This window comes from Bradyrhizobium quebecense, assembly GCF_013373795.3.
GTDB classification, from domain to species: Bacteria; Pseudomonadota; Alphaproteobacteria; order Rhizobiales; family Xanthobacteraceae; genus Bradyrhizobium; species Bradyrhizobium quebecense.
This window is the reverse complement of sequence record NZ_CP088022.1, coordinates 7877181-7890746: the sequence shown is the minus strand read 5'-3', so window position 1 is coordinate 7890746 and position 13566 is coordinate 7877181. Positions and strand designations below refer to the sequence as shown.

Sequence of the window (13566 nt, the reverse complement as noted above, 5' to 3'; positions counted from 1 at the left end):
GACCGGTTCTATCGCCCCCACATAGGCCCGCCGACCCCGGCTGGCAAATCCGGTAAAGTCCCAATCCGGTGATGGGCTTAAGCTCCCCTTTCTTGGCTTGTTTTGGGGGGCTCCATGGGTTATAGAGCCGCCCAAATCCCGTACCTAGATGTCTTGAGACGGGCGCTGGCGCGCCGAAGGAACTGTCATGAAAGCCGATATTCATCCGAATTATCATACGATTAAGGTCGTCATGACCGACGGCACCGAGTACCTGACCCGCTCGACCTGGGGCAAGGAAGGCGACACGCTGAACCTCGACATCGACCCCAAGTCGCACCCGGCCTGGACCGGCGGTACCCAGCAGCTGATGGACCGCGGCGGCCGTGTCTCGCGCTTCCAGAAGAAGTTTTCGGGCTTCCTCAAGAAGGACTAAAGTCCGCTTCGGGATCGCCCTACCGATCAAACGCAAAACGCCTCCGTCTCGGGGGCGTTTTTGTTTTGGCGGTTGCCCCGATCGGTTGGCCGGACGAGCGCGCGGCTCGCTCCATGCGTCATCCTGGCGAAGGCCAGGATCCATAACCACCGCATTCGGTGATGAACGGGATCGTGGCCCGAGCGCGCGCAACAACTGAGGATTGGGGTAATGGGTCCTGGCTTTCGCCAGGACGATACTGAGTGTGTGGCACGGCCTGCATCCACAATCGTCGTCCCGGCGAAAGCCGGGACCCATATGTGGACGGCCCTCGTGGCACAAGAGCTTTCTGGGATTGGTCGGATCGCTGTCATCCATATGTCCGGCCTGTTTGATGCGATCGTGTTGATCGCTGGGCCAAGATGGTTTCCGCGACGCGAGTGCCAAACAACCTGGCGACCTTGTGAAGGCCAATGGGTCCCGCGGCTTGTCTCGCGTTCTGGATCGATCGATCATTCCATCTGCTCTTGCAGCTCCGGTTCGTCCGGCGAGCGCTACGTCCGGCCGGCCGACCTGTTAGGTGACAGCGTTCATGCGTGCGGCATCATAGCTCTCGCCGGTCGCCATCAGCTTCCAGGCGATGCGGGCCACCTTGTTGGCGAGCGCCACGGCCGCAAGCTTCGGCGGCTTGCGCCTGAGCAACGCCACGAGCCAGCGCGAGGGGTGGCCGCGCCCGAGCCTTGCCTGCCGGATCACCGCGGTCGCCCCGGCCACGAGCAGGCGACGCAGGGTCTCGTCGCCAGCGCGGGTGATCTTGCCGAGCCTGGTTTTGCCGGCGGTGGAATGGTCCTTGGGCGTCAGGCCGAGCCAGGCCGCGAACAAGCGGCCGGAGCGGAAGGCGTGCGGGTCCGGCGTCTTCATCACAAGCGAGGTCGCGATGATCGGACCGACCGAGGGGATCTGGGCCAGACGACGGCTTGTGGCGTTGGCCTGGTGCCAGGCCAGCAGCCTGGCCTCGACCGCCTTCAGCTCACCCTGCAACTGCGCATAGTCACGGCCCTGCATGGCGAACAGCTCGCGCGCCATAGCGGGAACGCTCTCGTCCTGCGTGATCCGGGCCAACAGCGGCTCGATCTTGTCCAACCCCTTCGGCGCGATCAGGCCAAACTCCGCCGCGTAGCCGCGGATCGCATTGCTGAGCTGGGTACGGCGGCCGATCAGCCCATCGCGGACACCTGCAAGCATCAGCGCGGCCTGCTGTTCGGCGCTCTTCACCGGCACAAACCGCATCCGCGGTCGGCCCATCGCTTCGCACACCCCATCCGCATCTCGCCCGTCGTTCTTGTTCCGCAGCACATAAGGCTTCACCAACTGCGGCGCTATCAGCTTCACCTCATGGCCAAGCTTGCCAAGCTCGCGCCCCCAGTAATGAGCCGCCCCGCAGGCCTCCATCCCGATCACGGTCGGCGGAAGCTTGGCAAAAAACTCAAGCACCTGCTTGCGCGACAGCTTCTTGCGCAACACCGGCTGTTCCGCCGCGTCAACTCCATGCAGCACAAAAATATGCTTCGACGTATCCATCCCAATACGGATAATCTCTCTCACGGACGGTCTCCTTGTCTGAGATTTACAACAACCTCATTCTGGCACACTGATGCCGTAGGGGGCCGTCCACACCATCAACCACAGGTTCGTGTTGTTGGAGAGGGCTGTGGCCCCAGCGTCGCGCACCAATTGCCATTTGTGGTTATGGGTCCCGGCCTGCGCCGGGACGACACTGAGTGTGTGGCCCGACTCTTGAGTCATACATCCACGCTCTCGCGACATATCCTGCCCGAGTTCTGCATCTCGTTTCGCCCTCTACTCGCAGAGGGCGCAGGGAAAGCCGGGTGCCGATCGCACCCATGGGTCCGGTGCAAATAAAAAGCACCGGAGGTCGGACCACAGGTGTAACCGGAGCATTCCGGCTTTCCCTGCGCGATGGGTTACGGCTTACTTCGTGCTCTCCCCGGCGAGACTGGGCTTGTTTGTCACCGCCTCGCGAGATGCTTCGCATCTCGCGAGGGACACCTACCACCTAGGGCGTCAGGACCACACGACTTCACCGTCCGCGTCGCGTGCTCTCGTCAGTCGCACGCTCGGCGTCCACCGCATCTCACCGCAACACCCGTGACGATGCGCAGCGCCCCTCGATCGGGTGAGACGGGCAATTCATACACCGAGTTGCGCTTCTGATAAAGCGAAATATTTTCCCGCGAGGGGCTTGCGCCGTCGGGCAACTCAGTGGCACGCGCGCGTGAGGGAGTTGCCGGCGGACGGGCTCCCTTCTGCGGGAGGGAGCCCAAGCGGCATGCTCACCTGAGCAACGCGACGCGCGACACCGGCTTTGGCTTCGATCGCCGTAACCCTAGCGATCCTGGAAGGCGAGCCGCGCGCCGAGCGCGACCAGGATGCTGCCGCCGATCCGTTGCATGATCCGCTGTGACCTGCGGGAGCGCTGCAGCCTTGCCATCACGGCGCTGGCGAAAAACACGCAGACGATATCGACTGCCGAGAACGTCAGGTTGACGATGGTGCCGAGCAGGAACAGCTGGGCCCAGACCGGCACGCTGGCCGACGCATCGACGAATTGCGGCAGGAACGCCAGGAAGAAGATCGCGGTCTTCGGATTGAGCACCTCGACGACGATGCTTTGCGCGAAGGCGCGCTCCGCGGACAGCGGCGTCAACTCGGGACGCTTTGCACTGTCGCGATCGCGGAACAGCGAGAGCCCGAGCCAGACCAGATAGGCCGCACCGGCAAGCTTCATCGCCATGAACAGCGGCGGCACCGCATGAAACAGCAGCGCGAGGCCGGCGGCCGCGGCAATGACATGGACGTAGCCGCCGAGATGCAGGCCGAGCGAGGCCATCAGCCCGGCGCGCCGGCCACCCGCCAGGGTGCGGGCCGCGGCATAGAGCATGGCCGGACCCGGGATCAGCGCGAAGGTCGCGGTCGTGACCGCAAAGGCAAGGTACAATTCCATCGGCGGCTTTCGTCAATTCGCCGGAATCATCGCCGCGACCTCGCGGTCAGCGGGATTGTCGCTGGCGCCAAGGCCGGCGATGACGCCGGCGCGATCCTCGAGCTTGCGGTTCTGACTCATCTTCTTCTTGGCGTCGATCCGTGTGATCGGCATCCGGAAGCCGACGATGCCGCGCAGCTGCGCCTTGATGAAATCATCAGGCGCATCGCTGACTTGCCAAACTTCCTGCCGCGAACTCTCGTGCAACGCGGTCAGCCGGGTCACGACATCGAGCAGGCGATCCGCATCCTCGAAGAACTCGGCCGACCCATAGGCGTGGACGGCGAGGTAGTTCCAGGTCGGCACCACCTTGCCGTGCTCGGCCTTGGTCACATACCAGGACGGCGTCACATAGGCGTCGGGTCCGGTGAAAATCGCCATCGCTTCGCCGACCGCGGGCAGCTTCCACTGCGGATTGGGCCGCGCGACATGACCGTACAGGGTGCCGTAATCGCCCTCGTTTTCGCTGAGGATCAGCGGCAGCGGCGTTCCGATCAGCCCGTCCGCGGTCGCGGTGACCAGCGTCGCGAGCTTTGAGGCCCGCATCGCGGCGTGGATCGGGCCGAGCTCATCCATCTTGAAATGCGGCGGCAGGTACATGGCAGACCTCTTGGCAAATCTCATCGAATTGTTGCTCGCACCATAGCGCCGAAGTGGCCTATGATAAGAGCCACTTTCGATCATCATGACTGGTCCACTATGCCCCGCCTGCGCGCCACCATCAGCATCCCCTCGCTGCGGGCGGTCGACCGCGCCGCCGGACAGGTCGGACGCCAGATCGCGCAGTCCCTGCGCGCAGCCATCGCCAATGGCGAACTGAAGGCCGGCGAATATCTGCCGTCGACGCGCGCGCTGTCGACCTCGCTCGGCGTGGCGCGCGGCACGGTGACGGAAGCCTTCGAGCAATTGCAGGCCGAGGGCTATCTGGAGTCGCAGGTCGGCGCCGGCACCCGCGTCGCGCCGACGCTTGCGGAACAAGCACGGCCACCCCGCCCGCCGGCTGGCCGCAGCCCGAACAAGACTGCGCCGATCGAGTTGCCGCCGCGCGCGGTGCGACTTGCCAAGGTTGTGGCGGCCTTCACGCCGATGCCCGAAGTCCCGTTTGCGATTGCGGTCCCCGGAGGCGCCGTCGCCCCTGATGACAATTGGCGCCGCCTCGGCAACCGCGTGCGGGCATCGCGCGCGGCAGCACCTGCAAGCTACGGCGATCCGCGCGGCCTGATCGAGCTACGGCAGGCGATCGTCGACTATGTGCGCAAGTCCCGCGCGGTGCATTGCGAGCCCGAGCAGGTCGTGATCACGGCCGGCACGCAGCAGGGCCTTTATCTCGCCGGCCGCGTGCTGCTGTCTGCGGGCGATCGGGTCTGGGCCGAGGATCCGGCCTATCCCGGCATGACGGCGGTGCTCGACGATCTCGATCTCGTCACCACGCGCGTGGGCGTCGATGCACAAGGCATCGACGTCGATGCGGCGATTGCCGCCTGCCCGGATGCGCGCGCGGCTTTCGTGACGCCCTCGCATCAATACCCACTGGGCATGCCGATGAGCATGGCCCGCCGCAACGCGCTGGTGGCGTGGGCCGCTCGAAGCAATGCGTGGATCATCGAGGACGACTATGACAGCGAGCTGCGCTATGCCGGTCATCCCTTCCCGTCGATGCAAGGCCTCGCGCCGTCGCGCGTGATTTATCTGGGCACGTTGAGCAAGGTGCTGTTTCCTTCGCTGCGGCTCGGCTACGTCGTGGCGCCGCTGCCGCTGATCGACGCCTTCGCCGGCGCGCGGGCGCTGCTCGACCGGCATTCACCGACCGCCGACCAGCATGTGCTGGCGGCCTACATGCGCGAGGGACTGTTCGAAGCGCATATCAGGCGCATCCGCGGCGTCTACGCCGCGCGCCGCGCGACACTGATCGCATCGCTGACGCGTCACATGCCCGATCACGTCACGCTGCAGCCGAGCGACCAGGGCATGCATCTGTTGCTGTGGCTGCCGCAAGGCTTCGATGATGTGCAAGTGGCGAAGTCAGCGCTTGCCGACAGCATCGTCGTGCGGCCGATTTCACCGATGTACGAGGCGCCAGCACGGCCCGGCCTGATGCTCGGCTTCGGCGGCTTCGAACCGGAGGAGCTGGAGGCGGCGGCGATACGACTGCAGCAGGTGATCGATCTGCACACGCCGCAGCGGCCGGCCAAGCCGCGCCGCAATGAGGCTTCACACTGAGTTGACGGTTCGAATCTTACTGCTCGAACGCAGCCTTGAGCCGGTTGAGCTGCGGCACCAGCGGGTTGCCGATCGATGATCGATCCGGCGCCGGCGCATGGATCGTGGTGTCGAGGCGGCGGACGCGCGCCTGCAGATCCATCGAGCGGGCGATCAGCTGCTGCAATTGCTCCGGCAGCTTGCTCACCATGTCGACCGGGCCGGGATCGGCGGCCGACAGCTTCACCTTGGTCTTCTCGCGATTGGCCTGGGTCAGCGTCATCTCGCCTTCCTTGACCGCGCGATGCAATAGCAGCCACGACGCGAGCTGCATCAGCCGCGTGGTCAGGCGCATGCTCTCGGTGGCATAGGTCAGGCTGACGGAGCGTTCCAGCGCCTTGGCCTCGGCACGGCCGTCGCCGTCGAGATAGGCGGCGGTCTGCTCGACCAGATCCATGCCTTCCCGGAACAGCACACCGAATGCCGCAGAATTGGTCAGCCGTTCACTGAACAGCACAAGCCCGGCTTCGTTCTGGGAACGATCGGCCATGGTTAACGCCCTCACACCATCGTAACGCCCGCTGGCATCTGACGCGCCAGCTTATGATGAACAAATCATTGCGCGGGCGCGCCGAAGAGTCCAGCCGCAACCGGATTTATGGTTTCCAACGGATAGGACGCACAAAAAAGAGCCGCCGTTTCCGGCGGCTTTGAAGTTGATAACAGGGAGGCGTCAAACAGAGTGGACAGGAGCCACTCGGTGTCCAAACGAGGACAATGCAGTCATAATCGAGAAAGCTTAACCGATCGTAAATGAACGGATTTCTTCAGGCTTTGTTTGCCATGTCGGCCATTGACCTAGTTTGGGACAGGTCCAAGTCGATCACCATGAGTCGTCCCGGCGAACGCCGGGACCCATAACCCCCAAAGCCCGCGTTGCGCGCAGCTGCGGCCCAGCCGAACGCGACAAGAAACAGCTGTGGTTGATGGTGTGGACGGCCCCCTACGGCATCAGTGTGCCAGAATGAGGTTGTTGTAAATCTCAGACAAGGAGACCGTCCGTGAGAGAGATTATCCGTATTGGGATGGATACGTCGAAGCATATTTTTGTGCTGCATGGAGTTGACGCGGCGGAACAGCCGGTGTTGCGCAAGAAGCTGTCGCGCAAGCAGGTGCTTGAGTTTTTTGCCAAGCTTCCGCCGACCGTGATCGGGATGGAGGCCTGCGGGGCGGCTCATTACTGGGGGCGCGAGCTTGGCAAGCTTGGCCATGAGGTGAAGCTGATAGCGCCGCAGTTGGTGAAGCCTTATGTGCTGCGGAACAAGAACGACGGGCGAGATGCGGATGGGGTGTGCGAAGCGATGGGCCGACCGCGGATGCGGTTTGTGCCGGTGAAGAGCGCCGAACAGCAGGCCGCGCTGATGCTTGCAGGTGTCCGCGATGGGCTGATCGGCCGCCGTACCCAGCTCAGCAATGCGATCCGCGGCTACGCGGCGGAGTTTGGCCTGATCGCGCCGAAGGGGTTGGACAAGATCGAGCCGCTGTTGGCCCGGATCACGCAGGACGAGAGCGTTCCCGCTATGGCGCGCGAGCTGTTCGCCATGCAGGGCCGTGACTATGCGCAGTTGCAGGGTGAGCTGAAGGCGGTCGAGGCCAGGCTGCTGGCCTGGCACCAGGCCAACGCCACAAGCCGTCGTCTGGCCCAGATCCCCTCGGTCGGTCCGATCATCGCGACCTCGCTTGTGATGAAGACGCCGGACCCGCACGCCTTCCGCTCCGGCCGCTTGTTCGCGGCCTGGCTCGGCCTGACGCCCAAGGACCATTCCACCGCCGGCAAAACCAGGCTCGGCAAGATCACCCGCGCTGGCGACGAGACCCTGCGTCGCCTGCTCGTGGCCGGGGCGACCGCGGTGATCCGGCAGGCAAGGCTCGGGCGCGGCCACCCCTCGCGCTGGCTCGTGGCGTTGCTCAGGCGCAAGCCGCCGAAGCTTGCGGCCGTGGCGCTCGCCAACAAGGTGGCCCGCATCGCCTGGAAGCTGATGGCGACCGGCGAGAGCTATGATGCCGCACGCATGAACGCTGTCACCTAACAAGTCGGCCGGCCGGACGTAGCGCTCGCCGGACGAACCGGAGCTGCAAGAGCAGATGGAATGATCGATCGATCCAGAACGCGAGACAAGCCGCGGGACCCATTGGCCTTCACAAGGTCGCCAGGTTGTTTGGCACTCGCGTCGCGGAAACCATCTTGGCCCAGCGATCAACACGATCGCATCAAACAGGCCGGACATATGGATGACAGCGATCCGACCAATCCCAGAAAGCTCTTGTGCCACGGGGGCCGTCCACATATGGGTCCCGGATCGCGCTCGCTTTGCTCGCTTGTCCGGGACGACGCTTGTGATGTCGCAGCGCTACGACTTGAAGAACGCGTTCGCGGCGTCCTTCGACGCGCGCTTCTTCGTCATCGCCTCTTTCAGGCGATTGACTTCGGTCGTGAGTAGCACGATGCGCTCGGTCAATTCCTCGACCGACAGCAGCGAGAGATCCTGTCCGATCTCGTGCGTGATCTTCTTCCGCGGCCGGTCCTCATCCTCAATCGGCATGTGTCCTCCCCGCGATGAATCTGGCGCCGTGCGTCCAGAGATGGTAATGTCCTTGTGCAGGAGAATTTTGCAGTGACTTTCGTGCGCGCGCAACATCTGACGCGAATGCCCAGGCCCGACTGCAAGGAGTCTGACCGGACGGGATAGTGCGCCTGCGCGCCAGGCATGAGCCGACCCAAGCCCTTCCGATCATGCGGGAGGGCTTTTTGATTTTCGGTTTGATTTCACCGGGGTTGGCATCACCAAACGCGAAAGACCTCAACCATGAGCAAAATTCTCATCACCAGCGCCCTTCCCTACGTGAATGGCGTCAAGCATCTCGGCAATCTGATTGGCTCGCTGCTGCCCGCCGACGTCCACGCCCGCTTCCGGCGGCAGACCGGTGACGACGTGCTCTTCATCTGCGCGACCGACGAGCACGGCACGCCGGCCGAGCTCGGCGCCATCGAGACCGGGCAAGATATCAGGGAGTTCTGCGATGCCCAGCATGCCGTCCAGGCCGACATCTACCGGCGCTTCGGTCTCTCCTTCGATCATTTCGGCCGCACCAGCGCGCCGCACAATCATGCGCTGACGCAGCACTTCTAGCGCCGCCTCGATGCAGCCGGGCTGATCGAGGCGCGCTCGTCGCGGCAGGTGTGGTCGCCGGCCGACCGGCGCTTCCTGCCCGACCGCTACGTGCTCGGCACCTGCCCGCATTGCGGCGATGGATCGGCGCGTGGCGATCAGTGCGACCATTGCGGCACGCTGCTTGACCCGCCGGAGCTGATTGACCCGCGCTCGGCGCTATCAGGCGACCGCGCGCTCGAGAGCCGCGACAGCCGTCATCTGTTCCTGCGCCAGTCCCAGCTTGTCGACAGCATCGGCGCCTGGATCGACAGCCGCACCGGATGGCCGCCTTTCGTGGTGTCGACCGCGAAGAGCTGGCTCAATGCCGAGCTGCGCGATCGCTGCATCACGCGCGACCTCACTTGGGGCATCGCAGTTCCGCGCCAGGGTTTTGACGGCAAGGTGTTCTACGTCTGGTTCGATGCGCCGATCGGCTACATCGCGGCCACCCAGGAATGGGCCGACGCCGCGCGCGGCCGCGACTAGCGGCAATGGTGGTGGGAATGGCGTTTCGCTTCGTTGGAAAAGGCGGTATGCCACAAGCCAATCCTATTCACTGACCAGGAACGAACCATGCCAAACCTGCCCGCGCAAATGACCGTCGTTGCCATCAGCAAGCCAGGTGGCCCGGAGGTGCTGGTGCCGGAGACCCGCGCGCTGCCGGTGCCGGGTCCCGGCGAAATCCTGGTCAAGGTCGCGGCCGCCGGCGTCAACCGCCCGGACGTCGCGCAGCGCTCCGGCTCCTATCCGCCGCCGCCCGGCGCGAGCGACCTGCCCGGCCTCGAGATCGCAGGCGAAGTGGTCGCGCTCGGCGAAGGCGCAAAGCACAAGATCGGCGACAAGGTGATGTCGCTCGTCGCAGGCGGCGGCTACGCGCAATATTGCATCGCGCAGGACGCGCAGGCGATGACCGTGCCGCCGCAGCTCACGATGCAGGAAGCCGGCGCGATTCCGGAAACGCTGATGACGGTGTGGCACAACGTGTTCGAGCGCGGCGCGCTGCAAGCCGGCGAGACGCTGCTGATTCACGGCGGCTCGTCGGGCATCGGCACGATGGCGATCCAGCTTGCCAAGGCGTTCGGCGCCAAGGTGATCGTGACCGTCGGCTCGCAGGACAAGGCCGACGCCTGCCTCAAGCTCGGCGCCGATTACGCGGTCAACTACAAGACCGAGGACTTTGTCGAGGCGGTGAAGAAGGCGACTGGCGGCAACGGCGCCAATGTCATTCTCGACATGGTGGGCGGCGACTATATCGACCGGAACTACGACGCCGCCGCGGTCGAAGGCCGTATCGTCCAGATCGCGTTCCTGTCGGGAACACCGAAGGCCACGGCCAATTTCGCCAAGCTGATGGTCAAGCGGCTGCACCACACCGGCTCGACCCTTCGCCCCCGTAGTAATGCGGACAAGGCGGCAATGGTGGCGGCGATCGAGGCAAAGGTGTTGCCGTTGTTGCGCGAAGGACGCGTCAAACCGCTGATGGACAGCACATTCCCGCTGGAAAAGGCCGCGGACGCGCACCGGCGCATGGAGACCAGCGAACATATTGGCAAAATTGTGTTGGTGGTTTAACTCTCGCAGCGGAAGCAGGGGCGGAAACCCTTTGATTCCCTTCGCTTTCGTGTCATTTATCGCGCCACCTCCGGGCCGGTCGCCGGGCCCGGGCAGTTTGTCGATCGCGGAGTACTGACATTGCGTCTGATCAGGTGCCTTGCGCTGCTGGCGCTGGGCCTCATGATGTTTGCCGCTGCGCCTGACGCGTATGCGATCGACGCGGTCAGCGTGCGCAGCGATGCGCCGGCGATCGACCTCACCGCGGTTCTCGACCATCAGCGCAGCGAAACCGACCGCATTCAGGTCTCCACCGCACCGGGAACCGACGGCATCGTGCGCCGCATCGAAGTTCGCGCCCGCGAGGGCGGTCAGAACTGGGTGGTGTTCGCACTCGCCAACAACACCGACGACCAGCTCGACCGCCTGATCGTCGCGCCGCACTATCGCATCGTGTCATCAGGCCTGTTGTGGCCCGACCTCGGCCTGTCGCGTATCGCCACCATCACGCCGTCGGTCGGTGATCGTCCCGAGCGGCAGGAGAGCCCGACCGCCGACGTGTTCCGCATCACGCTCGATCCCGGCGCTGTCGTCACCTATGTCGCGGAACTGCGCACCGACAAGCTGCCGCAGCTCTATCTGTGGGAACCCGACGCCTACAAGGACAAGGTCAACTCGTTCACGCTGTACCAGGGCATCGTGATCGGCATCTCGGGCCTGCTCGCGCTCGTGCTCACGATCTTGTTTGTGGTCAAGGGCAGCATCATGTTCCCCGCTGCCGCGGCGCTGGCCTGGGCGGTGCTGGTCTATATCGGCGTCGACTTCGGCTTCTGGGGCAAGGTGCTCGACATGTCGAACAACGCCGAGCGCGTCTGGCGCGCGGCGGGCGAGGCGATCCTCGCGGCGACACTGCTGGTGTTCCTGTTCGCCTATCTGAATTTGAGCAGATGGCACGTCCGCTACTCGCACATCACGATCGGCTGGCTCGTCTTCCTCGGCTCGCTGGTTGCGCTGGCGCTGTTCGATCCGGCGGTCGCCTCCGGCATCGCGCGGATGTCGCTGGTCATGATCGCCTTCGCCGGCTTCGCGCTGATCGTCTATCTGTCGACCCACGGCTTCGACCGCGCGGTGCTGCTGATCCCGACCTGGTTCCTGCTGGTGGTCTGGGTGGTCGCGGCCGGCATGACAGTCGCAGGTTCCGTTACCAACGACATCGTCGGCCCGGCCCTGCTTGGCGGCCTGGTGCTGATCGTCATGCTGATCGGCTTTACGGTGATGCAGCACGCCTTCGCCGGCGGCGGCGCCACCACCGGCGTGGTCTCCGATGTCGAGCGTCGCGCCCTGGCGCTGACTGGCTCCGGCGATCTGATCTGGGACTGGGACGTGTCCGCCGACAAGGTGTTCACCAGCCCGGAGACCGAGGCCCTGCTCGGCCTGAAGCGCGGCACGCTGGAAGGCCCGGCGGCGAAATGGCTCGAGGTACTGCACCCGCTCGACCAGGACCGCTTCCGCGCCGCGCTCGACAGCGTACTCGACCAGCGCCGCGGCCGCCTGGTGCAGGATTTCCGGCTGCGCACGCCCGACGGCCACTTCATGTGGTTCGCGCTGAAGGCGCGGCCCGTGGTCGGCTCCGACGGCGAGGTCTCGCGCGTGGTCGGCACCCTGACGGACGTTACCGAGTTCAAGAACTCCGAAGAGCGGATGCTGCATGACTCCGTGCACGACAATCTGACTGGGCTGCCGAACCGCCGGCTGTTCATGGACCGCCTCGGCGCGGTGGCGAACCTCGCCAAGACCATGCCGAACCTGCGGCCGACCTTGATGGTGATCGACCTCGACCGCTTCAAGCAGGTCAACGATTCCGTCGGCATCGCGGTCGGCGATTCCATCCTGCTGACGCTGGCGCGCCGGCTGACCCGCATCCTCAAGCCGCAGGACACGCTGGCGCGCATGGCCGGCGATCAGTTCGGCCTGATCCTGCTGTCGGAGCAGGACCCGGCGCGGATCACCAACTTCGCCGAAACCATCCGCAAAACCATCCGCGCCCCGATCGCGTTCAACGACCGCGAGATCTTCCTGACCGCGTCGATCGGCCTTGCGCTGTCCGATCCGGCGGCGCCGCTGACCGACGAGATCATCAAGGACGCCGAGCTTGCGATGTATCATTCCAAGCGGATCGGCGGCGACCGCATCGACGTCTACAAGCCGGCGATGCGGGCGCGGAAGACCGACCGCCTGACCCTGGAGAGCGACCTGCGCCGCGCCATCGAGCGGCAGGAGATCACGATCCTGTACCAGCCGATCGTGCGGTTGGAAGATCGCGCGATCGCCGGCTTCGAGGCGCTGGCGCGCTGGGACCATCCCAAGCTCGGCCGGATGTCGCCGTCGGAGTTCATCAACGTCGCCGAGGAGACCGGCCTGATCGTCGATCTCGGCATGTTCGTGATGGACCAGACCGCGCGCCAGCTCGCGGTGTGGCAGCGCGCGATGCGCGCACGCGAGCCGATCTTCGCATCGGTCAACGTGTCGTCGCGGCAATTGCTGCGCCACGATTTGATCCACGATATCAGAACCGTGCTGTCGCGCTCCTCGGTGGCGCGCGGCACGCTGAAGCTGGAGCTGACGGAATCGCTGGTCATGGAGAACCCGGAGCACGCGGCCCAGATGCTGGCGCGGATCCGCGAGCTCGGCACCGGGCTGTCGCTCGACGATTTCGGCACCGGACACTCCTCGCTGTCCTACCTGCAGCGCTTCCCGTTCGACACCATCAAGATCGACCAGTCCTTCGTCCGCACCACCAGCCGCGGCACCCGCCCGGTGATCCTGAAATCGATCATCGCGCTGGCGCACGATCTCGGCATGGAAGTGGTCGCGGAAGGCGCCGAGACGGATTCGGACGCCGTCGAGCTCTACCAGCTCGGCTGCGAATATGCGCAGGGCTTTGCCTTCGGCGAGCCGATGGACGCCGACGCCGCCACGCGCCTGCTCACCGAGGAACGGCTGGAAGCCGCAAGCTAAAGCGCTATCAAGTAAGTTAGCATTGGTCCTGCCGCGGACTCACTGCACCTCGCCCGCTTGCGGGGGAGGTCGCATCGCATCGAAGATGCGTTGCGGGTGGGGGCTCTCTCCGCGATGCGACTCGTGGA

The 13566-nt window shown here is 64.8% G+C and carries 10 protein-coding genes and 1 pseudogene; 6 read left to right on the top strand and 5 right to left on the bottom strand.

Annotation, left to right across the window (positions count from 1 at the left end; genetic code table 11):
• The first annotated feature begins 187 nt into the window (after positions 1 to 187).
• On the top strand, positions 188 to 415 hold the full coding sequence (gene rpmE, locus HU230_RS37735) for a 50S ribosomal protein L31 (protein WP_016845230.1): 228 nt from the start codon (positions 188 to 190) through the stop codon (positions 413 to 415).
• Positions 416 to 970: 555 nt separating this feature from the next.
• Here rpmE and HU230_RS37730 read toward each other — a convergent pair.
• The 3 genes from HU230_RS37730 to HU230_RS37720 form a co-directional block, all read right to left on the bottom strand.
• Complete coding sequence (locus tag HU230_RS37730; RefSeq protein WP_176528479.1) at positions 971 to 1999, bottom strand: IS110 family RNA-guided transposase; 1029 nt, start codon at positions 1997 to 1999, stop codon at positions 971 to 973.
• An 802-nt stretch (positions 2000 to 2801) separates the two neighbouring features.
• Positions 2802 to 3419, bottom strand: a complete 618-nt coding sequence (locus HU230_RS37725) for a LysE family translocator (protein ID WP_176533865.1) — start codon at positions 3417 to 3419, stop codon at positions 2802 to 2804.
• Positions 3420 to 3431: 12 nt separating this feature from the next.
• Positions 3432 to 4058, bottom strand: coding sequence for an FMN-binding negative transcriptional regulator (locus HU230_RS37720; protein ID WP_176533866.1), 627 nt, complete (start codon positions 4056 to 4058; stop codon positions 3432 to 3434).
• Positions 4059 to 4157: 99 nt separating this feature from the next.
• On the opposite strand from HU230_RS37720, the gene pdxR reads away from it, so the two are divergent.
• Complete coding sequence (gene pdxR / locus HU230_RS37715; RefSeq protein ID WP_176533867.1) at positions 4158 to 5678, top strand: MocR-like pyridoxine biosynthesis transcription factor PdxR; 1521 nt, start codon at positions 4158 to 4160, stop codon at positions 5676 to 5678.
• A gap of 16 nt (positions 5679 to 5694) precedes the next feature.
• Here the strand turns inward: pdxR and rcdA are convergent, their stop codons facing one another.
• Entirely contained in the window at positions 5695 to 6207 is a 513-nt protein-coding gene (gene rcdA, locus HU230_RS37710; protein WP_176533868.1) for a protease adaptor protein RcdA, read from the bottom strand.
• A gap of 511 nt (positions 6208 to 6718) precedes the next feature.
• On the opposite strand from rcdA, the gene HU230_RS37705 reads away from it, so the two are divergent.
• Positions 6719 to 7747 carry an IS110 family RNA-guided transposase gene (locus tag HU230_RS37705; RefSeq protein WP_176528479.1) on the top strand — a complete coding sequence of 343 codons (1029 nt, stop codon included), beginning with the start codon at positions 6719 to 6721 and terminating at the stop codon, positions 7745 to 7747.
• Positions 7748 to 8068: 321 nt separating this feature from the next.
• On the opposite strand, the gene HU230_RS37700 is transcribed toward HU230_RS37705, so the two are convergent.
• Positions 8069 to 8260: a DUF1192 domain-containing protein gene (locus HU230_RS37700; RefSeq protein WP_176533869.1), complete on the bottom strand. Its 192-nt coding sequence runs from the start codon at positions 8258 to 8260 to the stop codon at positions 8069 to 8071.
• Positions 8261 to 8524: 264 nt separating this feature from the next.
• On the opposite strand from HU230_RS37700, the pseudogene HU230_RS37695 reads away from it, so the two are divergent.
• From HU230_RS37695 to HU230_RS37685, 3 genes and pseudogenes are all read left to right on the top strand, one after another.
• Positions 8525 to 9355, top strand: a pseudogene (locus tag HU230_RS37695) (methionine--tRNA ligase).
• Between the two features lie 87 nt (positions 9356 to 9442).
• Positions 9443 to 10441, top strand: coding sequence for an NAD(P)H-quinone oxidoreductase (locus HU230_RS37690; protein ID WP_176533870.1), 999 nt, complete (start codon positions 9443 to 9445; stop codon positions 10439 to 10441).
• Positions 10442 to 10561: 120 nt separating this feature from the next.
• Complete coding sequence (locus HU230_RS37685) at positions 10562 to 13438, top strand: EAL domain-containing protein (protein WP_050422740.1); 2877 nt, start codon at positions 10562 to 10564, stop codon at positions 13436 to 13438.
• Positions 13439 to 13566 lie beyond the last annotated feature (128 nt).

Excerpts from the sequence above, each read along its gene's own strand:
- rpmE (WP_016845230.1), top strand. The coding sequence starts at position 188 with ATGAAAGCCGATATTCATCCGAATTATCATACGATTAAGGTCGTCATG.
- HU230_RS37725 (WP_176533865.1), bottom strand. The coding sequence starts at position 3,419 with ATGGAATTGTACCTTGCCTTTGCGGTCACGACCGCGACCTTCGCGCTG.
- HU230_RS37720 (WP_176533866.1), bottom strand. The coding sequence starts at position 4,058 with ATGTACCTGCCGCCGCATTTCAAGATGGATGAGCTCGGCCCGATCCAC.
- pdxR (WP_176533867.1), top strand. The coding sequence starts at position 4,158 with ATGCCCCGCCTGCGCGCCACCATCAGCATCCCCTCGCTGCGGGCGGTC.
- rcdA (WP_176533868.1), bottom strand. The coding sequence starts at position 6,207 with ATGGCCGATCGTTCCCAGAACGAAGCCGGGCTTGTGCTGTTCAGTGAA.
- HU230_RS37700 (WP_176533869.1), bottom strand. The coding sequence starts at position 8,260 with ATGCCGATTGAGGATGAGGACCGGCCGCGGAAGAAGATCACGCACGAG.
- HU230_RS37690 (WP_176533870.1), top strand. The coding sequence starts at position 9,443 with ATGCCAAACCTGCCCGCGCAAATGACCGTCGTTGCCATCAGCAAGCCA.